22 protein-coding genes, 1 tRNA gene, 1 rRNA gene and 1 riboswitch are annotated in these 23,290 nt (G+C 71.7%); of the genes, 12 read left to right on the forward strand and 12 right to left on the reverse strand.

What is annotated here, in order from left to right; translation table 11 throughout:
* Position 1 precedes the first annotated feature (1 nt).
* Positions 2–145, reverse strand: a riboswitch (cobalamin riboswitch).
* On the forward strand, positions 140–658 hold the full coding sequence (locus KUV85_RS07300; protein WP_219962554.1) for a hypothetical protein: 519 nt from the start codon (positions 140–142) through the stop codon (positions 656–658). Its footprint overlaps the riboswitch before it by 6 nt.
* Here the strand turns inward: KUV85_RS07300 and KUV85_RS07305 are convergent.
* A complete protein-coding gene (locus KUV85_RS07305; protein WP_219962555.1) occupies positions 646–2,190 on the reverse strand; it encodes an AMP-binding protein in 1,545 nt (514 codons plus the stop codon). The genes KUV85_RS07300 and KUV85_RS07305 overlap by 13 nt on opposite strands.
* A 187-nt stretch (positions 2,191–2,377) precedes the next feature.
* On the opposite strand from KUV85_RS07305, the gene KUV85_RS07310 reads away from it, so the two are divergent.
* From KUV85_RS07310 to KUV85_RS07320, 3 genes are read left to right on the forward strand one after another with little or no spacing between them, the layout of a single operon-like run.
* Entirely contained in the window at positions 2,378–2,752 is a 375-nt protein-coding gene (locus KUV85_RS07310) for a hypothetical protein (protein ID WP_219962556.1), read from the forward strand.
* Complete coding sequence (locus KUV85_RS07315; RefSeq protein WP_219962557.1) at positions 2,718–4,190, forward strand: sensor histidine kinase; 1,473 nt, start codon at positions 2,718–2,720, stop codon at positions 4,188–4,190. Before KUV85_RS07310 ends, KUV85_RS07315 begins: the two co-directional genes overlap by 35 nt.
* Positions 4,175–4,843 (forward strand): response regulator transcription factor, encoded by a 669-nt coding sequence (locus tag KUV85_RS07320; RefSeq protein ID WP_219962558.1) that lies wholly within the window; start codon positions 4,175–4,177, stop codon positions 4,841–4,843. The genes KUV85_RS07315 and KUV85_RS07320 overlap by 16 nt, the downstream gene beginning before the upstream one ends.
* A 13-nt stretch (positions 4,844–4,856) precedes the next feature.
* Here the strand turns inward: KUV85_RS07320 and KUV85_RS07325 are convergent, their stop codons facing one another.
* From KUV85_RS07325 to KUV85_RS07350, 6 genes are all read right to left on the reverse strand, one after another.
* On the reverse strand, positions 4,857–5,756 hold the full coding sequence (locus tag KUV85_RS07325; RefSeq protein WP_219962559.1) for a serine/threonine-protein kinase: 900 nt from the start codon (positions 5,754–5,756) through the stop codon (positions 4,857–4,859).
* Positions 5,756–6,331, reverse strand: coding sequence for a hypothetical protein (locus tag KUV85_RS07330; RefSeq protein WP_219962560.1), 576 nt, complete (start codon positions 6,329–6,331; stop codon positions 5,756–5,758). The genes KUV85_RS07325 and KUV85_RS07330 overlap by 1 nt, the downstream gene beginning before the upstream one ends.
* 90 nt (positions 6,332–6,421) lie before the next feature.
* Positions 6,422–6,494: transfer RNA gene (locus tag KUV85_RS07335), tRNA-Val, on the reverse strand.
* Between the two features lie 213 nt (positions 6,495–6,707).
* Positions 6,708–7,181 (reverse strand): peroxiredoxin, encoded by a 474-nt coding sequence (locus KUV85_RS07340; protein WP_219962561.1) that lies wholly within the window; start codon positions 7,179–7,181, stop codon positions 6,708–6,710.
* 24 nt (positions 7,182–7,205) lie between these two features.
* A complete protein-coding gene (locus KUV85_RS07345; RefSeq protein ID WP_219962562.1) occupies positions 7,206–8,816 on the reverse strand; it encodes an AMP-binding protein in 1,611 nt (536 codons plus the stop codon).
* A 16-nt stretch (positions 8,817–8,832) separates the two neighbouring features.
* Entirely contained in the window at positions 8,833–9,210 is a 378-nt protein-coding gene (locus KUV85_RS07350; protein ID WP_219962875.1) for a DUF3052 domain-containing protein, read from the reverse strand.
* A 190-nt stretch (positions 9,211–9,400) separates the two neighbouring features.
* On the opposite strand from KUV85_RS07350, the gene aceE reads away from it, so the two are divergent.
* On the forward strand, positions 9,401–12,181 hold the full coding sequence (gene aceE / locus KUV85_RS07355; protein ID WP_237690221.1) for a pyruvate dehydrogenase (acetyl-transferring), homodimeric type: 2,781 nt from the start codon (positions 9,401–9,403) through the stop codon (positions 12,179–12,181).
* A 51-nt stretch (positions 12,182–12,232) separates the two neighbouring features.
* On the opposite strand, the gene KUV85_RS07360 is transcribed toward aceE, so the two are convergent.
* Entirely contained in the window at positions 12,233–13,210 is a 978-nt protein-coding gene (locus tag KUV85_RS07360) for an alpha/beta fold hydrolase (protein WP_219962563.1), read from the reverse strand.
* Between the two features lie 138 nt (positions 13,211–13,348).
* Between KUV85_RS07360 and KUV85_RS07365 the strand changes: the two genes are divergently transcribed.
* From KUV85_RS07365 to KUV85_RS07390, 6 genes are all read left to right on the forward strand, one after another.
* Complete coding sequence (locus KUV85_RS07365) at positions 13,349–14,548, forward strand: PucR family transcriptional regulator (RefSeq protein WP_219962564.1); 1,200 nt, start codon at positions 13,349–13,351, stop codon at positions 14,546–14,548.
* 80 nt (positions 14,549–14,628) lie between these two features.
* Positions 14,629–15,819 (forward strand): acyltransferase domain-containing protein, encoded by a 1,191-nt coding sequence (locus KUV85_RS07370; RefSeq protein ID WP_219962565.1) that lies wholly within the window; start codon positions 14,629–14,631, stop codon positions 15,817–15,819.
* 19 nt (positions 15,820–15,838) lie between these two features.
* Positions 15,839–16,840 carry a beta-ketoacyl-ACP synthase III gene (locus KUV85_RS07375; RefSeq protein WP_219962566.1) on the forward strand — a complete coding sequence of 334 codons (1,002 nt, stop codon included), beginning with the start codon at positions 15,839–15,841 and terminating at the stop codon, positions 16,838–16,840.
* 44 nt (positions 16,841–16,884) lie between these two features.
* Positions 16,885–17,130 (forward strand): acyl carrier protein, encoded by a 246-nt coding sequence (locus tag KUV85_RS07380; protein ID WP_219962567.1) that lies wholly within the window; start codon positions 16,885–16,887, stop codon positions 17,128–17,130.
* A 27-nt stretch (positions 17,131–17,157) separates the two neighbouring features.
* Positions 17,158–18,432 (forward strand): beta-ketoacyl-[acyl-carrier-protein] synthase family protein, encoded by a 1,275-nt coding sequence (locus KUV85_RS07385; protein ID WP_219962568.1) that lies wholly within the window; start codon positions 17,158–17,160, stop codon positions 18,430–18,432.
* A gap of 1 nt (position 18,433) precedes the next feature.
* Entirely contained in the window at positions 18,434–19,870 is a 1,437-nt protein-coding gene (locus KUV85_RS07390) for an acyl-CoA carboxylase subunit beta (protein ID WP_219962569.1), read from the forward strand.
* 113 nt (positions 19,871–19,983) lie between these two features.
* Here KUV85_RS07390 and KUV85_RS07395 read toward each other — a convergent pair whose 3' ends face one another.
* Together KUV85_RS07395 and KUV85_RS07400 are read right to left on the reverse strand one after the other, a co-directional pair.
* On the reverse strand, positions 19,984–20,493 hold the full coding sequence (locus KUV85_RS07395; RefSeq protein ID WP_219962570.1) for a DUF3145 domain-containing protein: 510 nt from the start codon (positions 20,491–20,493) through the stop codon (positions 19,984–19,986).
* Between the two features lie 163 nt (positions 20,494–20,656).
* Positions 20,657–21,562, reverse strand: coding sequence for an alpha/beta fold hydrolase (locus KUV85_RS07400; protein ID WP_219962571.1), 906 nt, complete (start codon positions 21,560–21,562; stop codon positions 20,657–20,659).
* Between the two features lie 101 nt (positions 21,563–21,663).
* Here KUV85_RS07400 and KUV85_RS07405 point away from each other — a divergent pair, with 101 nt between their 5' ends.
* Complete coding sequence (locus KUV85_RS07405; protein ID WP_219962572.1) at positions 21,664–22,203, forward strand: hypothetical protein; 540 nt, start codon at positions 21,664–21,666, stop codon at positions 22,201–22,203.
* Positions 22,204–22,210: 7 nt separating this feature from the next.
* Here KUV85_RS07405 and KUV85_RS07410 read toward each other — a convergent pair whose 3' ends face one another.
* Both KUV85_RS07410 and rrf read right to left on the reverse strand, forming a co-directional pair.
* Positions 22,211–23,074 carry a hypothetical protein gene (locus tag KUV85_RS07410; RefSeq protein ID WP_219962573.1) on the reverse strand — a complete coding sequence of 288 codons (864 nt, stop codon included), beginning with the start codon at positions 23,072–23,074 and terminating at the stop codon, positions 22,211–22,213.
* Between the two features lie 86 nt (positions 23,075–23,160).
* A 5S ribosomal RNA gene (rrf, locus tag KUV85_RS07415) occupies positions 23,161–23,278 on the reverse strand.
* Positions 23,279–23,290 lie beyond the last annotated feature (12 nt).

Here is a 23,290-nt window from a genome sequence, read left to right on the forward strand (position 1 = left end):
TCGGATGGGTCGTCCCGCGGCCAGTGTCTGGCTGTCCCCCGGGCATCGCCCGGCGGAGTCACAGTGGCGGAACCGCCCCGGAGTCTCACCGGGTTCCTGCGCCGTGGGACCTGCTCGCACCGCAGCCTACGGTGGTCCGGTGAACGACGAGCAGCAGCCCGCCCTCCCGATCCGCGTCCACGGCCATCCCAACCACGAGACGGTGCTGTTGTGGCACCCGGCGGTGCCCGAGGGCGACACCCGCATCACCGACCTCGCCGCGCGCATCGCCAACCGCGGCAAGCGGGTGGTGGAGCCGACCTGGCACGACGGTCGCGACCTGCTGCGCTCACTTCGCTACGCCCGCGAGACCGCGGTGCACCCGCCCGACGACCTCACGCTCGTGGGGTACGACGAGGCCGCGGTCGCCGCGCTGGCGATGGCGGTCCACCAACGGCGACTGGGGGTGGGCCTGACCGAGGTGGCCTGCATCGGCGGCCGCGAGGCCGACGACCCGATCAGCGGCCAGCCGCTGCCGGAGTCGCCGCCCCCGCCGCGGGTGGCGACGACGCTGACCTTCGTGGCCGGCTCCGCGGCCGCATGGACGCGGCGTACCGCCGAGGCGTGGAAGTCGGCCGGCTGGCCGGTGGAGCTCGCCGAGACCGATCAGTTCACCTGACGGTCCTGCCCCTCCCAGTAGGCCTGGCGCAGCTTGTACTTCTGCAGCTTGCCGGTGGCCGTGCGGGCGAGCTCGTCGCGGAACTCCACCGACGTGGGTGCCTTGTAACCGGCGATCCGCTCCTTGCACCAGGCGATGAGGTCGGCCTCGGTCGCCTCGGTGTCGGGGGCCAGCACGACCAGTGCCTTGATGGTCTCGCCCCACTTCTCGCTCGGGACGCCGATGACGGCGACCTCGGCGACGGCGGGGTGGGAGAAGAGGCAGTCCTCGACCTCGATCGAGGAGACGTTCTCGCCGCCGGTGATGATGACGTCCTTCTTGCGGTCGGCGATGGTCAGGTAGCCGTCCTCGCCGATGTAGCCGCCGTCACCGGTGTGGAACCAGCCGCCGGCGAGCGACTTGGCCGACTCCTCGGGCTGCTCCCAGTAGCCCTCCAGCACCACGTTGGACCGGGCCAGCACCTCGCCCGCGCCCTCCTCGGACTGGTCGATGGCGAGCTCGACGCCGAGCGCGGGCGCCCCGGCGCGGGTGAGCCGCGTGGCGCGCTCCTCGGCGTCGAGGTGGTCCCACTCCGCACGCGTGCGGTTGATCGTCAGCAGCGGCGAGGTCTCGGTGAGGCCGTAGATCTGGATGAACTCCCAACCGAGCTCCTCCTCCACCCTGGCGACGGTCTTGGTCGGCGGCGGGGCGCCGGCCATGATGATCCGCACCCGGTCGCGGCCCGGGATCGCGCCCTCCCAGTCCTGCGCGGCGTCGAGTACGGCGGCCGCCACCGCCGGGGCGGCACACATGACGGTCACGCCGTGGTCGCGCACGCGTCGCAGGATCTCGGCGCCGTCGATCTTGCGGATGATCACGTGCTGCGCACCGACGCCGGTCATCGCGAAGGGCATGCCCCACCCGTTGGCGTGGAACTGCGGCAGCGTGTGGAGGTAGACGTCGCGGTCGCTGATCTGGGTGTGCAGGCCGAAGGTGACGGCGTTGGTCCAGATGTTGCGGTGGGTGATCTGGACGCCCTTGGGCCGCGCGGTGGTGCCGGAGGTGTAGTTGATGGTCGCGGTCGCCGTCTCGTCGTGCTCCCACGGCCGCGGCTCGGTGCCCTCGGGCGCGTAGAGGTCCTCGTCGCGGCCGAGGACGAACGTGTGCTCGCACTCGACGTCCTTCAACGACTCCTCCAGCTCGGGGTCGACGTAGAGGACCCGGGCGCCGGAGTGCTCGACGATGTAGGCGACCTCGTCCGGGCTGAGCCGGAAGTTGACCGGCACCAGCACCCGGCCCCAGCCGCACACGCCGTAGAAGGAGGTGAGGAGCCGGCTGGAGTTGTGGCTCACCACCGCCACCCGGTCGCCGACCTCGATGCCGAGCTCGTCCAGCTTCGCCGCCTGACGCCGGGCGAGCGCACCCATCTGGTCATAGGTCAGTTCGCCCTGGCTGGCGGCCGGCTGGTCCGGCTCGTCGATCACGCCGACCCGGTCGCCGTACACGGTGACGGCGCGGTCGAGGAAGTCGCTGGCGCTGAACGGAACGAACATGGGTCCTCCTGTCGACGACGTGACGTGCGCCACCCTAGGACGGCGCCCCTGACCCGCGGCAGGCGGCCGGGGATCGCCGTCGGCGGACGGTGTTTCCCTCGCGACGAGCGGGGCCACCCCACCGTGGATGAGAACCTCCTCATCCGGCTCTCATCCCGGCGCCATCCCGGCCACGCACGGTGAGCCCGTGCCGACGTTCGCCCGGGTCCTGCTGCCCCTCGCCCTGGTGCTGCCGATCGCGGCGTTCGTGGTCGGCTCCCTGGTCGCGACCGCGGCCGACGAACCACCGGCGCGACCGCCCCTGCAGCTGACCGAGGTGCCCACCACGGTCCCGCCCGAGCAGCCACCGCGCTCCCCCGACCCGACGCCGGTGGCGCCGCGGCCGGGCAGTGCCGAGGAGACCGGGCCCGATCGCCCGGTACCGGCCGGACCACGCGACCGGGATGATGACCGGGACGACGCCGAGGACCGGGACGACGCGGACGACGACGATGATGACGACGACCGGGACGACGACGGGGACGAGGATGACGAGGACGACGAGCGGGAGGACGACGACTGATGCGCGTGCCGCGCAGCCGCTGCTGACCGTCCGCGCCCGCATCGCCGCCACCGTCGCCGTGCTGGTGGCGGTGGCGCTCGGCGGCGCGGGCCTGATCGTGCACTTGCTGGAGTCCCAACGGGTCGAGGCCTCGGTGCAGCGGGAGGTCGAGCAGGAGCTCGACGAGTTCCAGCGGCTGCAGGCCGAGGGCATCGATCCCGAGACCGGCGAGCCGTTCGTGGTCGACACGCTGCTGGAGCGTTTCCTGCAGCGCAACGTGCCCGACGACGACGAGCTGCTGGTCGGCTGGGTCGACGACGCTCCCCTGTACTGGTTCCCCGCCGACGGTCGCGCGCTGATCACCACCCCGGAGTTCCTCGACGCCGCGGCACCCCTGGTGCGCGACGGCGGCAGCACCCGGCTCGACACCCCCGATGGGGAGGTGCGCATCACCGCTCAGCCCGTGCGGCAGGGCGAGCGCAGCGGCGCGCTGCTCGTCGTCGCCTACCTCGAGGAGGACCGCGCCGAGCTCGCCGACACCATGCGGACCTACGCGATCGTCGCCGCGCTCGCGCTGCTCGTGGTCACCGGCGCGGCGGCCTGGCAGTCCGGGCGGCTGCTGCAGCCGCTGCGCGCACTGCGGGCCACCGCCGACGAGATCAGCGGCAGTGACCTGACCCGACGGATCCCCGAGACCGGCAACGACGACATCACCGCACTGACCCGCACCGTCAACACAATGCTGGACCGCCTCGAGAGCGCCTTCGCCGACCAGCGCCGCTTCCTCGACGACGCCGGCCACGAACTGCGTACGCCTCTCACCGTGCTGCGCGGGCACCTGGAGCTGCTCGACACCGGCACCCCGGCCGAGGTCGCCGAGACGCGGGACCTGTTGCTGGACGAGGTCGACCGGATGTCGCGCCTGGTCGCCGACCTGATCCTGCTGGCCAAGAGCAGCCGCCCCGACTTCCTCGACCTCGCCGAGGTCCGACCCGACGAGCTGGTGACCACCGTGCTGGCCAAGGCCCGGGCACTCGGGGACCGCGCCTGGACCCTGGACGTGCCCGGGCCGGCGGATCCCCTCGTGCTGGACGAGCAGCGCCTCACCCAGGCCCTGCTGGCGCTCGCCGACAACGCCGTCAAGCACACCCGCGCCGGCGACGAGATCGGGTTCGGCGCCGACCTCGACGCCGGCGGCGTCCGGTTCTGGGTCCGCGACACCGGCCCAGGCATCGCACCCGCCGACCGCGAGCGGATCTTCGAGCGCTTCGGCCGCGCCCACGTCCCCGACGGCGACGAGGGGTTCGGCCTGGGGCTCTCGATCGTGGCGGCCATCGCGGCCTCCCACGGCGGGTCGGCCGCCGTCGTACCCGACGACGTCGGAGCGCGCTTCGTCATCACCGTGCCCGTCCTGCGGCGCGCCCCACGACACGAGGAGGACCCGTGGCCCGCATCCTGATCGTCGAGGACGAGGAGCGGATCGCCTCCTTCGTCGCCAAGGGGCTCACTGCCGAGGGGCACCGTGCGACGGTGGCGACCGACGGCCGGACCGGACTCGACGAGGCCCTCGCCGACGGGGTCGACCTCGTCGTGCTCGACATCGGCCTGCCCGACCTGGACGGGTTCACGCTGCTGGCGCAGCTGCGCGCGCAGGGGTCTCGGGTGCCGGTCATCGTGCTCACGGCGCGGGACTCGGTGACCGACACCGTCAGCGCTCTGGAGGGCGGCGCGGACGACTACATGGCCAAGCCGTTCCGGTACGCCGAGCTCAGCGCCCGCATCAAGCTGCGGCTCCGGCAGGCCGCCGACCGGGAGGCGGAGGTGTCCGGGTCGCTGACCGCCGGCGGCGTCGTCCTGGACCAGCGCACGCGTCGTGCGACCGTGGCCGGCCGGCAGGTCGACCTGTCGGCCCGGGAGTACGCACTGGCCGAGACCTTCCTGGTCAACGCCGGCCAGGTGCTTTCCCGCGAGCAGCTGCTGGACCAGGTGTGGGGCCTGGACTTCGACCCGGGCTCCAACGTCGTCGACGTCTACGTCGGCTACCTGCGCCGCAAGTTCGGCGCGGAGGCCATCAGCACGGTGCGTGGGATGGGCTACCGGTTCAACCGCTGATGCCGCAGGCGCCTCATCGCACCTTGAAGCTCAGCGCCCGTGGGGCCGGGAGAGCGTCCAGCGCGGGCGTGAGCGCGTCGACGACCTCACGTGGCAGCGGCCGGTGGACCGGGTCGGGCTCGAGCATCGCCAGCACCAGCGACCCGACCCCGGACGGCAGGTCCGTGGGCAGCGGACCGGGGGCGTAGCGCACCTGGGGGTGACGCTCCTCGGGCGTGGCGGCGTCCGGGTCACCTGACGCGAAGGGACGCTCGCCGGCGATGGCGTGGAACAGCGTCGCACCCAGCCCCCACACGTCGCTGGCGTACGCCGGGACGCCGTACCGACCGCCCGGGTCGGCCTGCTCGGGGGCCAGGTAGGCGTCGGTGCCGATCAGGCCCTCGATCTCGGCCGCACGGTGGGCGGGGCGCGCCACGGAGAGGTCGATGAGTCGCGCCGGCGAGCCCATGATGATGTTGCTGGGCTTGATGTCGAGGTGGCACACGTCGCGGTGGCCGAAGAAGTGCAGTGCTGCGGCGACCTCGATCGCCAGCGGCAGGTACTGCTGCTCCGAGAGCCTGCCGTAGCGGCGGATCAGCCGCGACAGCCGCGGTCCCTCCACGAACTCCAGCACCAGGTGCGGCCGGGGGCCGTCGACGTCGTGGCGCAGCCCGCGCACCACCACGGGGTGGTTCGCGACCTCGAGCGCAGCGGCCTCGCGCTCGAGTCCGGCCAGCGTCTGGTGGTCGTCCACCTCACTGGGACGGACGACCTTGGCGACCACCGGGCCACAGGTCACCTCGTCGAAGGCCAGGAATGCCTCGTACGCCGACCCTCCCCCGAGCAGCCGCATCGCGGTCAGCTCGGGGGTGATGGCGTCACCGCGGCGCAGGTGCCAGCTCTCGTCCACCGCGCCGCTGGGCAGCGTCGCCATCAGCGGGTGTTGTTCCGCGACTTGTCGTTGGTGTGGTGGCGCGACCAGTCGCGCTTCAGCCCACCCTTGCCGTCGCGGGTCCAGTCCTTGCCGCCCGCCTTGCGGCCGCTGCGGCTCTCGTCGATCCCGCTGCGCTGGTTGGTCCGGGACTTGTCGCCGCGGGTGTTCCACGACATCGCGGTGTTGTTGCGCGACTTGTCGTTGGTGTGGTGGCGCGACCAGTCGCGCTTGAGCCCACCCTTGCCGTCGCGGGTCCAGTCCGCGCCGGCGGCGTGGCGGCCGCTGCGGCTGTCGTCGCGGCCGCTGGCGCGCCCGGTGCGGGAGTCGTCGCCGCGACTGTTGCGCGACGCCTTGCTGCGCGAGGTGTCGCGCGAGCGGGTTTCGGCCACGAGTGCGAGGTCGTCGTCCTCGGCCTCGTCCTCCTCGGTGACGACGGTGAGCTGCGCGCCGTCCTCGTCGCGCTTGAGCAGCTCGGCGCCGGCAGTGGACGTGCTCGGCACCTGCAGCGCCAGCAGCCCGGCGCCGACCAGGCCGGCGAGACCGACGGTGGTCGTACGGAACAGGTCGATCCTCATGGGTCCTCCTCGTGTCGGTTGCGAACGAGGGGAACGCTGCCGCCGCGCGGTGATGGGCGGGTGAGGCGGCGATGAGGGAGTTCTCATCGGTGGGCGCAAAGGGACTTGAACCCCTGACATCTTCCTTGTAAGGGAAGCGCTCTACCAACTGAGCTATACGCCCCGGATCGCGCGAAAGGCTACCGGGCGGGAGGGGCCGGACCGAAACCGGTACCAAGACCCCGGGCACGCACACCGGGCCAAAACAGAGTTGAACCGCTGGCGTCTCGGGTCACCAGCGGTTCAACAACACGTACTCTACAACCTCGCGGACGGGTTGCCAAACTTTTGACCAGATTTTCTGGCGGAGTTTTTCTGCCGGCCCCGCCGGGACACCTCAGGCCTCGGCCGCCGCCCGGAGCTGGACGAGGTGCTCGTCGAGGTCCCGCCCCACCGAGACGGCGTTGTGGACCGCCCAGGTGAGCCGCCCCTCGCGGTCCACGACGTAGGAGGACCGGCACGGGCAGCCGGACTGCTCGTCGAACACCTCATAGGCGCGGGCGACCTCGCCGTGGGGCCAGAAGTCGCTGAGCAGCGGGAAGTTCAGGCCGTCGGAGTCGGCGTACGCGCGCAGCGAGAACATCGGGTCGCACGAGAGAGCCAGCACCTCGGTGTCGAAGGTGACGAACTCCGCCAGCCGCTCCCGGACCTGGTGCAGCTCGCCGGTGCACACCCCCGAGAACGCGAACGGATAGAACAACAACAGCACCGACTTGCGGCCGCGGAAGGAGGACAGCGCCACGTCGGCGCCGAACTGGTCCCGCAGGGTGAAGTCCGGCGCCGACTCCCCGACCACCAGTCCGACGCTCATCAGGTCGAACCCTAGGGCATGCCCCTAGTCGTCCCGATCGGCGAGTTCCCGCTTGAGGACCTTCCCGGTCGCGTTGCGCGGCAACTCCTCGACGAAGACGATCTCGCGCGGCACCTTGTAGCGCGCGAGGCGGGCCTTGACGTGCGACTTCAGTACGTCCTCGTCGACGGCGTCACCGCGGCCGGAGCGGACCACGAACGCGCGCAGCCGCTTGCCGAAGTCGTCGTCATCGACACCGATCGCGGCGACGTCCTCGACGCCGTCGTGGTCGGCGAGGCAGTCCTCGACCTCCTTGGGGAAGACGTTCTCACCGCCGGAGACGATCATCTCGTCGTCGCGGCCCTCGACGAAGAGCCGGCCGGTCTCGTCGAAGCGGCCCACGTCACCGGAGGACATCAGTCCGTCGACGACCTCCTTGCCACCGCCACCGGTGTAGCCCTCGATCTGCAGGTCGTTGCCGACGAAGATCCGGCCCGACTCCCCCGTCGGCAGCTCACGGCCGTCCTCGCCGCAGATGCGCACCACGGTCTGGTGCGGGATCCGCCCCGCGGTCCCGGGCGCCTCGCGCAAGTCCTGCGGGGTGGCGATGCTGGCCCAGGCCACCTCGGTGGAGCCATAGATGCTGTACAGGTTGTCGCCGAAGCGGTCCATCCATGCCTCGGGCAGCCCACCGGGCAGGGCAGAACCGGACGAGGCGACGGCCTTGAGCCGCGGCAGCCGGTGCTGCTGCAGGGTGTCCTCGTCCAGCTGCAGGATGCGTTGCAGCATCACCGGGATGACGGCGAAGGAGTCACAGTCGTGCTCCTCCAGCGTGCGCAGCGCGTCCTCGGGGTCGAACCGACGGCGCAGCACCATGGTGGTGCCCAGCAGCATCGACAGCTGGTAGTGGGCGAAGCCCCAGGTGTGGAACAGCGGCGCGGCGATGTGGCAGGTCCAGTCGCTCCGGAGCGGCATCAGCGACAGCAGCGACACCGCGGCGGGTACGCCGCCCTGCGGCCGTGGCGCGCCCTTCGGCGTACCGGTCGTGCCCGAGGTGAGGATGATCGTGCGCCCCGCGCGCTGCGGCGGCGTCGGCTCGTCGGTCGCGACGCTGTTGATCAGGCCCTCGAGCGTGTCGGGGCCGGCCGGCCCGTCGGTCCAGGCGATCACCCGGTCCTCGACCTCGGCACCCTCCAGCAGGTCGGCGAACTCCTCGTCGTGGATCACCACGCGCGGCCGCTCCCGCTCCAGCACGTCCGCGAGCTGCGGACCGGCGAAGGCGGTGTTGAGGTAGAGCACGTCGGCGCCGAGCTTGCTCACCGCGATCGAGGACTCGACGAACCCCCGGTGGTTGCGGCACATGACCGCGACGCCGTCGCCCTCCACGACGCCGCGTCGGCGCAGTGCGGTGGCGAGGGCGTTGGTGCGCTCGTGGATCTCACGCCAGGTCAGCGACCCGAGCTCGTCGATCAGCGCCACACCGTCGGGCTTGCGCAGCGCCATGGTCTTGAATCCGCCCGCGGGGACGGTGCCCCACTGCTGCAGCGTCCGCCCCATGCGCGCCACGGTGGCGGGCCCGTAGGGCCGGACGATGCCGGAGCTGACCAGGATGCGCGCGCTGACGGCCGCGTCGCGCGCCAGCGACGTGATTCCCATGCGTGGTGTTCCGTTCTCAGGCAGGAGTCTTGGGAGCAACCAATCGTGTCCCGAGCCAATCCTTGCTCACCGAGTCCGTCGTGGTCTGGGACAGTCCAGCGACTGGAGCCGCCTCGGCGATGTCGGAGGGGTTGACCTCCCCGGCGCGGCCGACCTTGGGCGTCAGCAGCCAGATGGCGCCCCCGCCGACCAGGTCGGTCAGTGCGTCCACCAGGCCGTCGACCAGGTCGCCGTCGTCCTCGCGCCACCAGAGCACGACGTTGTCGACCACGTTGCCGTAGTCCCCGTCGACCATGTCCCCGTCGACCTCGTCCTCGATCGCGATGCGCAGGTCGTCGTCGGTGTCGGTGTCCCAACCGAGTTCCTGGACCACCATGCCCTGCTTGAAGCCCATCCGGGCAGCCGGTCGGTTCGCGGCGGCGGTGTCGCCACCGGCGGTCGAGCTCACGGGTATCTCCTCCAGTCGAACGGGATGTCGGTGGTAGTAGTCCACCGGAGTTGGGGCGAGGGCGCAACCCAGGGTCCGTGAGGGGCGTACTCGTGAGTAGATTTTCCCGACGCGACTTGGGCGCCACAATGGTCGGGTGACCGGAGATCCCGAAACCCCCCAGCCCACTGCCCGCACCGTGATCCACGAGGGCCTGCCCACCCAGCTGCCCGACATCGATCCGGAGGAGACCCAGGACTGGATCGCGTCCTTCGACGACATGGTCAGCGAGCGCGGTCGGGCCCGCGCGCGCTACCTGATGCTGCGCCTGCTGGAGCGTTCGCGCGAGCAGCAGATCGGCGTCCCGGCGCTGCGCAGCACCGACTACATCAACACGATCCCCTCCGAGCGGGAGCCGTGGTTCCCGGGCGATGAGGAGGTCGAGCGCCGCATCCGGGCGTTCATCCGGTGGAACGCCGCGGTCATGGTCACCAATGCCAACCGCAAGGGCCTCGAGGTCGGCGGACACATCGCGACCTACCAGTCCTCCGCGTCGTTGTACGAGGTCGGCTTCAACCACTTCTTCCGGGGCAAGGACGCCGACGACCTCGGCGACCAGGTCTTCATCCAGGGTCACGGCTCTCCCGGCATCTACGCCCGCGCCTACCTCGAGGGGCGCCTGAGCGAGGAGCAGCTCTACCGCTTCCGCCAGGAGGTGCAGCACGGTCAGCAGGCCGGGCTGCCGTCGTACCCGCACCCGCGGCTGATGCCGGACTTCTGGGAGTTCCCGACGGTCTCGATGGGTCTGACCGGGATCAACTCGATCTACCAGGCACGGTTCAACCGCTACCTGCAGAACCGCGGCATCAAGGACACCAGCGACCAGCGGGTGTGGGCCTTCCTCGGCGACGGTGAGATGGCCGAGCCCGAGTCGCTGGGCGCCATCCGGGTCGCCGCCCGGGAGGAGCTGGACAACCTGGTGTGGGTGGTCAACTGTAACCTGCAGCAGCTCGACGGCCCGGTGACCGGCAACGGCAAGATCATCCAGGAGCTGGAGTCCAACTTCCGCGGCGCCGGTTGGAACGTCATCAAGGTGATCTGGGGCCGCGAGTGGGACGAGCTGCTCGCCCGCGACGTCGACGGCGTCCTGGTCAACCAGATGAACACCACCCCCGACGGTGCGTTCCAGACCTACTCCGTCGAGGAGGGCAGCTTCGCGCGCGAGCACTTCTTCGGCGCCGACCCGCGGCTGCGCAAGATGGTCGAGCACATGACCGACGACCAGATCTACAAGCTGCCGCGCGGTGGGCACGACTACCGCAAGGTGTACGCCGCCTTCGACGCCGCCACCAAGCACGTCGGCCAGCCGACGGTCATCCTCGCCAAGACCGTGAAGGGCTGGACGATCGACGCGCTCGAGGGCAAGAACGCGACGCACCAGATGAAGAAGCTGACCCCCGAGGACGTCAAGAAGTTCCGGGACCGGCTCTACATGCCCATCAGCGACCGCGACATCGACCGGGCGTACGAGGAGACCGGCGGCGCGCCGTTCTTCCACCCCGGCGAGAAGTCGCCCGAGATCGAGTACATGCTCGAGCGTCGCAGCCAGCTCGGCGGGTCCGCCCCCAAGCGGGTCAACCGCTCGCGCCCGCTGACGCTGCCCGGCGACAAGGCCTACGCCGAGCTGCGCAAGGGCGCCGGCGAGAACAAGATCGCCACCACCATGGCCACGGTGCGGCTGCTGCGCGAGTGGATGAAGGACAAGGAGCTCGGCAAGCGCATCGTGCCGATCGCGCCGGACGAGTACCGCACCTTCGGCATGGACTCGATGTTCTCCACCGCGAAGGTCTACGCCCACGGCGGCCAGCAGTACCCCTCGGTGGACCGCAACCTGCTGCTGTCCTACAAGGAGGCCAACGACGGCCAGATGCTGCACGAGGGCATCTCCGAGGCCGGGGCCATGGGCTCGGCGATCGCGGCCGGCTCCTCCTACGCCACGCACGGCGAGCACATGATCCCGTTCTACATCTTCTACTCGATGTTCGGGTTCCAGCGCACCGGCGACTCGATCTGGGCGATGGCCGACCAGATGGCGCGGGGCTTCCTGATCGGTGCCACCGCGGGCCGCACCACGCTGACCGGTGAGGGCCTGCAGCACGCCGACGGCCACTCGCCGCTCATCGCAGCGACCAACCCCGCGATCGTGCACTACGACCCGGCGTTCTCCTACGAGGTGGCGCACATCATGCGCTCCGGACTGGAGCGGATGTACGGCGACGGTCCCGACGGCAACGGCCCCGAGGACGTGATCTTCTACATCACCGTCTACAACGAGCCGGTCCACCAGCCGGCCGAGCCCGACGACCTCGACGTCGACGCGCTCCTCAAGGGCCTGCACCGGGTCTCCACCGGCGACGGCGACGGACCGCGGGTCCAGCTGATGGCCTCCGGCGTCGCGTTCCCGTGGGTCGCGGAGGCGCAGCGGATCCTCGCCGAGGACTGGGGCGTGCAGGCCGACACCTGGTCGGTGACCTCCTGGAACGAGCTCGCCCGGGAGGCGATCGCCAGCGAGGAGTGGAACCTGCTGCACCCCGAGGAGACCCCGCGGACGGCGTACGTCACCACCGCGATGGAGGACGCCGACGGCCCGGCGGTCGCGGTGACCGACTACCAGGCTGCCGTGCCGCTGCAGATCGCCCGCTGGGTGCCGACCGAGTTCCGGGTGCTGGGCACCGACGGTTTCGGCTTCGCCGACACCCGACCGGCCGCCCGCCGCCACTTCCACGTCGACGCCGAGTCGGTCGTGGTCCAGGCGCTGCAGGCGCTCGCGGACCTCGGCGAGATCGAGCGCAGCAAGGTCAAGGAGGCCTTCCAGCGCTACCGCATCGACGACCCGACGGCCGTCTCGGGCCGCAAGCAGGAGGGCGCCGACGCCTGACGTCGGCCCGTGCCTGTCGGGGCCGTCGAGCGACGGCCCCGACAGGGCACCTCAGGCGGTGCCGGCGGCGACCCGCAGCGCGGGCGTCGTGAGGGGCTCGTCGGGGCCGTTGCTCAGCAGGCGACGCCACTTGCCCCGGGAGTACTTCGCCGGTGCGGTCTCGGTGATGAAGTCGTGCAGGAACCGCACGAACTGCTCGGGGTGGTCCCGGTGCACGAAGTGGCCCGCGTCGGGGACGATCTCGACCCGCGCCCCCGGAGCGATGCGGGAGAGCTCCTCGGCCTGCCGGACCGGCAGCACCCGGTCGTCCTCGCCCCAGATCACGGCGACGGGCATCGCCTCGGTCAGGTAGGCGCGGTCGCTCATGGTCACCACCTGCCCCCGCCAGTCGATCACGGCGCGGACGAGGTGGCGGATCGCGAACCGGGTGCGCCGGTCGCGCCAGGAGTCGAGGATGTCGGCCGCCTCCGCCAGGTCGCGGGTGTACGCCGGCGCCACGGGTGCGAGCGCCCGCAGTGCCGCGCCCTCGAGGTGGCGCAGTCCCGGCTGGGTCAGCAGCCGCATGACGCCCTCCCAGCCCGGCGCCTGGATCAGCTTGATCGCCAGTGACACCTCGCGACCGAGCCCGCCGGGCGAGACCAGCACCATGCGCTCGGTGCGCTCGGGGAACTGGTAGGCGAACTGCATCGCGACGCCGCCGCCGAAGCTGTGGCCGACGACCGTCACCTTGTCGATGCCCAACAGCGTCAGCAGGTCGCGCATGGCGTTGGCGTAGCCGCCGAGGGTGTAGTCGGCGCGGGGCTTGGCCGACTGGCCGTGACCGAGCAGGTCCGGCGCAATCACGGTGTAGTGCTCGGCGAGCGCGGGCAGGACGTCGCGCCAGGTGCGGTGGTCGCAGGCCAGTCCGTGCAGCAGGAGCAGCGCAGGTCCGCGCCCCATCTTCACGAATGCACGGTCGTGCCCGTGCACGGTGAGGTACTCGACCTCCGGAACTGCGGCGTCCCCTGCCGCTGATCGTGCCGTCGTCACGTGTGTCTCCTCGGGCTCGGTCGGACAAGGATTCAACCACGCAGCGACACCGGCGCGGGGCACGGACCACGTAAAATCGGGGAAAATCGGCGCCATCCGGCGGTGAGCGACGTCACCCGCTCCCCGTAGTCTGGACCGGTGACGACGCTCGACTCGCGCGCCGAGGTGATCCGCAAGCTCCGGGCCGCCGGCGGCTCCCTCAGCACCGCGGCCATGGCGCAGATGGAGGCCGACCTCGACTGGTTCGCCGCGCTCAGCGCCGAGGACCGGTCCTGGGTCGGCGCGATCGTGCAGTCCGGTGTCCAGGGCTTCATCGACTGGTACGACGGCGACCACGCCCGCACACCGCGGGGCACCGAGCTCGCCGCGTCGGTGTTCGGCGCCGCGCCCCGCGCCCTCGCGGGCGTGATCTCGCTGCAGCAGACAGTCGAGCTGGTTCGGCTGACCATCCACGTCGTCGAGGACAACATCGAGCCGATCCTGGGCGACGACGAGATCGCCGGGGACGTCCACCGTGCGGTCACGCGCTTCGCCCGGGAGGTCGCCTTCGCCACGGCGGAGGTCTACGCCCGGGCCGCGGAGGTGCGCGGCGCGTGGGACGCCCGGCTGGAGGCGCTGGTCGTCGACGCCATCCTGCGCGCCGAGACCGACGAGGACGTGCTGTCCCGCGCCAGTGCGGTGGGCTGGGGCAGCGCCCGCGGCGAGGTGGCGGTGCTGATCGGCACCGTGCCCGCGGGCCGCCCCGAGGCCGGCGTGTTCGACGACGTACGCCGCGCCGCCCGCGCCGTGGACATGGATGCGCTGTGCGCGGTGCAGGGGCACCGCCTGGTCGTCATCCTCGGTGGGGTCGCCGACCTGGACAAGGCCGGTGACGCCGTGGTCGCGCTCTTCGACGACGGGCCCGTCGTGATCGGTCCTGCCGCCGCCGACCTCAGCCAGGCCCACGTGTCCGCCCAGGCCGCGATGGCCGGGATGCGGGCCGTCGCCGGCTGGCCGGACGCTCCCCGCCCGGTGCGCACCGACGACCTGCTCCCCGAGCGGGTGCTCGCCGGCGACGAGGCGGCGTTGCGCCATGCCGTGGACCACCTCTACCGACCCCTGGCCGAGTCCCGTGCGGGCCTGGACGACACCCTCAGCGCCTACTTCGCTGCCGGCTGCGGCATCGAGGCCACCGCCCGTGCCCTCTTCGTCCACGCCAACACGGTCCGCTACCGCCTGGGCCAGGTGGCCGAGCTGACCGGCTACTCCCCCTCCGAGCCCCGCGACGCACTGGCCCTCCAGCTCGCGCTCACGCTGGGGCGGCAGGCCGATGCGGCCGCCGCGCCGACCGACTTGTAGGAACCCCACAAAGTCCCGCGCGCAGGTTTCGTGGGCGCCGCAGTCGTGGTCACGGCACGCGGCCGGGCACTGTAGGTGACGTGCTCGTGATCGTGGCGCCCGGACAGGGCGCGCAGACCCCAGGATTCCTGCAGCCGTGGCTGGAGGACCCGACCTTCGCTGCCCGCTTCGACTGGCTCTCGACCGTCGCCGGCGTCGACCTGGCGCACTACGGCACCGAGGGCGACGCCGAGCAGATCCGGGACACCCGGATCGCGCAGCCGCTGCTGGTCGCCACCGGCCTCGTCGCCGCGCTGGAGCTCTTCCCGCACCCGGCCGACGCCTTCGACAAGATCGGCGCCGTCACCGGCCACAGCGTCGGCGAGATCGCCGCCGCGGCCGGTGCCCGGACCATCACCGCCGAGCAGGCGATGGTGCTGGTGCGCGAGCGCGGCAACGCCATGGCGGCCGCCGCCGACGCCACCCCCACCGGCATGACCGCCGTGCTGGGCGGCGACCGCGAGGAGGTGCTCGCCACGCTCGAGCGCCACGGCGTCGTCGCGGCCAACGACAACGGTCCCGGCCAGCTCGTCGCCGCCGGCACGCTGGAGCAGCTCGACGCGCTCGCGGCGGACCCGCCGGCCAAGGCCAAGCTGCGCCCGCTGTCGGTCGCCGGGGCGTTCCACACCGAGCACATGGCTCCGGCCGTGGACCACGTCGCCCGGCTCGCCCGGTCGGTCTCGGTGCACGACCCCCGCACGCCGTTCATCTCCAACCGCGACGGCCAGGCCGTCCACGACGGCACCGACGTGCTGCGTCGCATCGTGGGCCAGATCGCGCGTCCGGTGCGCTGGGACCTGTGCCTGGAGACCATGGCCGACCTCGGTGTGACCGGCATCCTGGAGATGCCGCCGGCCGGCACCCTCACCGGCATCGCCAAGCGCTACTTCCGAGGCCAGGGCGTGGAGACCTTCGCGCTGGACTCCCCCGACCAGCTCGACGCCGCACGCGACTTCTGCGAACAGCACGGTGAGGCCTCGACCATCGACTCCACGCCCACCTGGCGCATGGTCGTCTCGCCCGCCAAGGGCGTCTTCCACCGCGACGAGGCCGCCGCCGACGCCGACGCCCTGGAGGCCGGTGTCCCCATCGGCTCGGTGGCCAGCCTGCGCGACCGCATCCCGGTCACCGCCGCCCACGGCGGCCAGGTCGTGGAGTGGCTCGTCGAGGACGGCGACCCCGTCTCCCCCGGCCAGCCCCTGCTGCGGCTGCACCCGTTGGGTGCCGCATGAGCGCCCGGGACGGTGCCTGATGGCCACGCTCGCCGCCGCCGACACCTCGACGTACGCCGCCCTGCTGGGGCTCGGCGTCTACCGCCCTGCGCGGGTGGTCCCCAACTCCGAGGTCGTCGAGGCGATCGATTCCAGCGACGAGTGGATCCAGCAGCGCTCGGGCATCCGGACCCGCCGCTTCGCCGGTCCTGACGAGACCGTGGTGTCGATGTCGGTCGCGGCCTCGCGCGACGCGTTGGCGCAGGCCGGCATCGACGCGCGGCAGGTCGACGCCGTCATCGTGGCCACGGTGAGCCACCTGCTGCAGACGCCGTCGGCGGCCACCATGATCGCCCACCAGCTGGGCACCGAGCAGCCCGCGGCGTTCGACATCTCCGCGGCATGCGCCGGGTTCTCCCACGGCGTCGCACTCGCCAACGACATGATCCGCGCTGGCAGCGCGCGCCACGTGCTGGTGATCGGCGTGGAGAAGCTCTCCGAGATCACCGACCCGACCGACCGCGGCACGGCCTTCATCTTCGCCGACGGCGCGGGCGCCGTGGTGGTCGGTCCGTCCGACACCCCCGGCATCGGTCCGGTGGTGTGGGGCTCCGACGGTGAGCAGTACGACCTCATCCGGCAGCGCGAGGACTGGCGCGACGTCATCGCCAGCGACGCGCCCTCGATGCCGCACCTGCGCATGGAGGGCAACGCCGTGTTCCGGTGGGCCTCCTACTCGATGGCCAAGGTCGCCCAGCAGGCGATGGACCGCGCCGGCGTACGCGCCGAGGACATCGACTGCTTCGTCCCCCACCAGGCCAACAACCGCATCACCGACGCGATGGCGCGGGCCATGAAGCTCCCGGCTTCGGTCCGCATCGCGCGCGACATCATCGACGCCGGCAACACCTCCGCCGCGTCGATCCCCCTCGCCCTGCAGCGCATGGCCGACGACGGCGACGCCGCCTCCGGTGACCTCGCGCTGCTGGTCGCCTTCGGCGCCGGCCTGGCGTACGCCGCCCAGGTCGTCGTCGTCCCCTGAACCGTCACGACTGACCGCACCAACCCCACAGAAACAGGAGAACCATGAGCACCGAAGAGATCCGCACCGCCCTGGCCGACATCGTCAACGAGGTCGCCGGAGTCGACGCCGAGGACGTCCAGCTCGACAAGTCCTTCGTCGACGACCTCGACGTGGACTCGCTGTCGATGGTCGAGGTCGTCGTCGAGGCCGAGGAGAAGTTCGGCGTCACCATCCCCGACGAAGAGGTCAAGAACCTCAAGACCGTCGGCGACGCCGTCTCCTACATCGAGCGCAACCAGGCCGCCTGAACCACTCCGACCAGTTCGAGGAGCCACATGAGTCGCCGTCGCGTAGTCGTCACCGGGCTGGGCACCACCAACCCGCTCGGGGGCGACGTCCCCTCCACCTGGGACGGCCTGCTCGCGGGCCGTTCCGGCGTCACACCCCTCGCGGGATCAGCCGCCTGGGCCGCCCACGAGGGCTCCGCACCGGACCTCGCGGTCAGCATCGCCGGCACCGCCGCCGTCGAGCCGACCGAGGTGCTGGAGCGGGTGCGCGCACGGCGGCTCGACCGCTCCTCGCAGTTCGCGCTCGTCGCTGCGCAGGAGGCGTGGCGCGACGCGGGACTGGACGGTCCGCAGGAGGCCGGTGAGCTGGACGGCGAGCGGGTCGGCGTCGCGATGGCCTCGGGCATCGGCGGCGTGCAGACCCTGCTGTCCAACTACGACGCGATGCTCGCCAAGGGGCCGCGACGGGTCTCCCCGATCGCGGTGCCGATGCTGATGGCCAACGCCCCCGCGGCGACCATCAGCCTCGAGATCGGTGCCCGGGCCGCCGTCAACACGCCGGTGTCGGCCTGCGCATCGGGCAACGAGGCGATCGCCCTGGCCGCGGACCAGATCCGCCTGGGCCGCGCCGACGTCGTCGTCGCCGGCGGCACCGAGGCCGCGATCCACCCGCTGCCCATCGCAGCGTTCGCCAACATGATGGCGCTGTCGAAGAAGTCCGAGGACCCGGCAGCGGTCTCCCGCCCGTGGGACACCGGCCGCGACGGCTTCGTGCTCGGCGAGGGTGCCGGCGCACTCGTCCTGGAGTCCGAGGAGCACGCCAAGGCCCGCGGGGCGCGGATCTGGGCCGAGGTCGTCGGCGCCGGCATCACCGCCGACTGCCACGACATCGCCCAGCCCGACCCCGAGGGTCGCGGCGGGTCGCGCGCCATCACCCTGGCGCTGCGCGACGGCGACATCGACCCCGCGTCGATCGTCCACGTCAACGCCCACGCGACCTCCACCCCGCTGGGTGACGTCGCCGAGGCCCTCATGCTGCACGCCACCCTCGGCGGGCACGCCACCGACGTGGTGGTCACCAGCACCAAGTCGATGACCGGGCACCTGCTCGGCGGCGCCGGTGCACTGGAGGCCGTCGCCACCGTGCTGGCGCTGCACCACCGCCAGTCGCCGCCGACGATCAACCTCGACGACCGCGACCCCGAGGTGGACCTCGACATCGCCACCAAGCCACGCGACCTGCCCGTCGGCGGTGGCGTGGCCCTCAACAACTCCTTCGGCTTCGGCGGTGCCAACGTCGCGGTCGCTTTCGGGACGGAGTGACATGACGACCACGGCCAACGCACCTGCCGCCACCAAGCCCCCGCGCGAGGACGACCCGCGGTACCCGCTGACCCGCCTCACCGCCCTGCTGGACGAGGGGAGCCTCGAACTGCTCTCCCCCGTCGACGACTCGGGCATGCTCGCGGCCATCGGCACCGTCGACGGCGCCCGCGTCGTCGCGTTCTGCTCCGACGCCACCGTGATGGGCGGTGCGATGGGCGACGACGGCTGCCGCGTGGTCGTGGACGCCTACCACCGGGCGATGACCGACCGGATCCCGATCATCGGGCTCTGGCACTCCGGCGGCGCACGGCTCGCCGAGGGCGTGCTGTCACTGCACGCCGTCGGCCGGATCTTCCAGATCATGACCCAGGCCTCCGGCGAGATCCCCCAGGTCTCGGTCGTGCTCGGCCCCGCCGCCGGTGGCGCGGCGTACGGTCCGGCGCTGACCGACGTGGTCATCCTCGGCCCCGAGGGCCGCATCTTTGTGACCGGGCCCGACGTGGTGCGGTCGGTGACCGGCGAGGCCGTGGACATGCTGCGCCTGGGCGGACCCGAGCCCCACGGTCGTCGTTCCGGTGTCGTGCACCTCATCGCCGACACCGAGGCGGCAGCACTGCAGCAGGCGCGCGACACCGCGTCGCTGTTGGGTGACCAGGGCAGCCTCGAGGCCGACCAGGTCGTCGACCGCGACCTTGCCGAGAACCTGCCCGAGTCCATGAAGCGCGCCTACGACGTGCACCCGCTGGTCGAGAGCGTGCTCGACGAGGGCACCACGCTGGAGCTCCACGCGCGCTGGGCACCGAACGTGGTCACCGCGCTCGGCCGCATGGGCGGCCGGACCGTCGGCGTGGTCGCCAACAACCCGCTGCGACTCGGCGGCTGCCTGGACTCCCAGTCGGCGGAGAAGGCCGCTCGCTTCGTGCGCATGTGCGACGCGTTCGGCGTGCCGCTGGTGGTGCTGGTCGACGTGCCGGGCTACCTGCCGGGCGTCGGGCAGGAGTGGGACGGCGTCGTACGCCGTGGCGCCAAGCTGCTGCACGCGTTCGGCGAGTGCACCGTGCCTCGCGTGACGCTGGTGACCCGCAAGACCTATGGCGGCGCCTACATCGCGATGAACTCCCGCTCGCTCGGCGCGACGAAGGTGTTCGCCTGGCCGGGCGCCGAGGTCGCGGTCATGGGCGCGGTCGCCGCAGTACGAATCCTGCACCGGCGCAAGCTGGCCGAGGTCTCCCCCGACCTGCGTCCACGTGTCGAGGAGGAGCTGGCCGCCGAGCACGAGCGCATCGCCGGCGGCGTCGACAAGGCAGTCGAGATCGGCGTGGTCGACGAGGTCGTCAGCCCGGCCGCCACCCGCTCCGCCCTGGCCCACGCCATCGTCGAGGCGGTCCAGCGCGACGGCGTCCACCGCGGCGCCCACGGCAACATCCCGCTCTAGTTCCGGGTTGAGTCTGCACTCTTTTCGGGTCGAGTCGTGACTTGTTGCCCCGGTCGTCCGCGGCCGGCGTCAAGAACTCACGACTCGACCCGAAAAAAGTGCAGACTCAACGCTCAGACGACTTGGTGCAGCCAGCGCACCGGGGCGCCCTCGCCGGCGTGTCGGAAGGTCTCCAGCTCGTCGTCCCAGGCCTTGCCGACCAACCGGTCGACCTCGACCTCGAGCGTGGTCTCGCCCAGGGCCGCCTTCACGGCAGCGGCCTTGAGCCGGTCCTCGGGAATCATGATGTCGCCGTGGAGGCCCGTCACGGCGTGGAAGATGCCCAGGTCGGGCGTGTAGGAGTACCGGGCGCCCTCGCTGCGGGCGGTCGGCTCCTCGGTCACCTCGAAACGCAGCTGGTTCCAGCCGCGCAGCGCTGACGCGATCGCCGCCGCGGCGCCGACCTCTCCGGTCCAGGAGAACTCGCACCGGTAACTGCCGGACTGGGCCGGCTGCGGCGTCCAGCTGGGCTGCACGGACACGCCGAGTACGCCGCCCACGGCCCACTCGATGTGGGGGCACAACGCGGACGGTGCGGAGTGGACGTAGAACACGCCACGGGTTGCACTGTTGCTTGCGGTCACCACGGATCTCCTCTGCCTTGCCTTCGGCGCGAGTTACGCCTTCCCCAGCGGACTCGTCCGGCGCGACAGCGCGAGATCAATGACACCTGTGTGATTGTTGCTCCCATTGTGGCCCATGGGACGCAATTTTGCCAGTGTCGACCGAGCGTGGCGACCAGCGGGGTCACCCACCGATGTCGGTGATCTCCTTGAGTACGTCGCGCGCCTCGCTGAGTCCGCCCAGGTGGCTCACGCCGGGCAACACGCTCAAGGTGGCGTCCGGCAGCCGTCCGATGCAGTGCTCGCCGTGGTGGAGCGGGACGATGTGGTCGGCGTCGCCGTGCCACCACCGCACCGGCACCGCCACGTCGGCGAGGTCGAAGCCCCACGGCCGCGAGAAGAGGACCAGGTCCGCCAGCGGGGCCTGCGCGGAGCGTCGCGTCCCCCCGATCAGGTCGTCGAGGAACATCGCCTTGAACTCGGGGATCGCCAGCAGCTCCTTGTCCCCGCGCGGTTGTACCGCGGCGTAGAGGTCGAGGATCGAGCCGCCTGCGGGCTTGATCAGCTGGATCAGCGGAGGGAGCAGCGCACCCACCGGCACCCGCGCCGCCCGGAGCAGCGGCGCGAGCCGCACCGCCAGCTGGATCGGTCCGCCACCGATCGCGTCGACGCCGCGCGTCGGTGCGACGCCGCCGAGGACCGCCACGCCGGGCACGCGGTCGGGCATCCCCACGGCTGCGGCCAGCGCGTAGGGGCCGCCGCCGGAGAGGCCGATCGTGCGCACGGTGTCGATGCCTCGCGCGTCCAGCAGCGCGGCGAGGTCCCCGGTGAAGGACAGCACGTCGCGGTGCAGGTGCGGCGTGGAGCGACCGATGCCGGGCCGGTCGATGCCGATCAGGCGCAGGCCGGCGTCCGCGGCGTACGTCCGTGCCTCGACGGGGACCTGACGGCGACCACCCGGCGTGCCGTGGAACCACGCCACGGCGGGCCCGTCGGGGTCGCCGTACTCGGCGAAGCCCAGGCGCCGTCCGGGGGCGACCCGCACGACACCCTCGAGACGCGGTGGTTCCAGCCGGACCCGCTCAGACATGCGGTGGAGTATCCCACGCCGTCGGCGGACGCCGGTGCACGCTCGCCATGCGACTTCGCGATGTGCCTGCACCGCGCCGCGCGGTGTCCTACGCTGCGGCCATGACCAGCTCCCTCGAGCTGCCCGCAGACGCGCGGCAGCGTCGGCCGTCACGTCGGACGACCAACATCGTGCTGGTCGCGCTCGCCATCGTGATCCCGCTGTCGTGGGTGGCCTGGTTCGTCAACACTCCCCCGCCGCTGGGCACCGACGGCCGCCAGGCCAGTGGCACCTCGGTTGCCGGGACCCCGCTCTACGTGGGGATGTACAACGCCCCGAGTGGTTTCGACCGCACCATCCGCATCATCGGGGTCAAGGTGGACGCGCAGGCCTCGCGATCGGTCGACATCACGCCCCTGGTGTGTCGGGACGGTGCCGTGGGGGTCACGACGCGACCCGAGCAGTTCTGTAGCGAACTGGTCGACACCGAGGGTGAGGAGTTCAGCGACACCGACTCGATCGTGCTCCAGGTCGGCTCCGACGACGCGGCCCGCGTCGAGATCGACCGGATCCGCGTCGGCTTCCAGCAGGACCTGCGCTCGACCACGGCACCGGCCGGGATCGCCGGCGCCAGCCTGACCTTCAGCGCCGCCGGCAACTGACCCCCCATCAGGAGTCGGAGTCGCCGGACCGCTCCAGTGCCGCCGCACGCTCGTTCGCGTCGGTGAGCTGCTCACCGTCGATCGCGACGGTGCGGTGGAACCAGCTCACCGCGTCCTCGACCCGGCCGGCCTCGGCCAGTGTGTCGGCGTAGGTGTAGCGCAACCGCACCACCCAGGGCTCGCGGCTCTGGCTGTGCAGCGGTGCGCGCTCCAGGGTGCGCAGTGCTGCGTCATGCTGGCCGAGGTCCCGACGGGCCCCGGCCTCGACGATCGTCATCTCGGCCTTGAGTGCGTTGGAGAACTTCTCCACCGCCGGGCTCTTGGCCAACTCGAGGGCACGCTCGGCGTTGCCGAGGGCACGATGGCAGTCGGCCATGATCGGCAGGTAGGCGGTGGCGCCGTTGATGCGCTTCGCTGCGCGCAGCTCCGAGAGCGCCTCCGCGTAGTGACCCGCGGCGTACGCCGTCTCGCCGAGCGCCTCTCGGGCGACTGCCAGACGAGGTGCCCGGGCACGCGCCGCCTTCGCGTGGCGGTACGCCGTCTCCGGGTCCGCCTCCACCAGTTCGCCGGCAGCAGCGAGGTGACGCGCGACGCGGGCAGCGAGCTTCTCCGGGAGACCCTTGAGCTGGGCCCGCACCTCGGGAGCGAGCTCCTTGCCCGTGATCCCGTCCGGGAGCGGCGGGCCGTCGTAGGCAGCCTTCTCGGCCGCCTTCTCCGGCGACACGTCGCGAGGCTTGCCGCGCCCCTGGTCACGGCGGCGGTCGTCGCGACCGCCACCACGGCGCTGGTCCCGCCGGTCGTCGCGCCCTCGGCCCCTGGCCGGCTTGCCGGGACCGCCCCGGCGTTCGGGCTTGCGTCCGCTGTGTGCCACGGTCATTCCTTCGTCGTCACGTCGCTGTGGAGTTGAAAATAGCGCAGGGGCCATCCCATTGCGGAATGGCCCCTGCGGAAATGTTTGTCCGGCGGCGTCCTACTCTCCCACAACCGTGGGGTTGCAGTACCATCGGCGCTGGCAGGCTTAACTTCCGGGTTCGGTATGGGGTCCGGGTGTTTCCCTGTCGCTGTGGCCGCCGTAACTCTTGTACCC

This window comes from Nocardioides panacisoli, from assembly GCF_019448235.1.
GTDB classification, from domain to species: Bacteria; Actinomycetota; Actinomycetes; order Propionibacteriales; family Nocardioidaceae; genus Nocardioides; species Nocardioides panacisoli_A.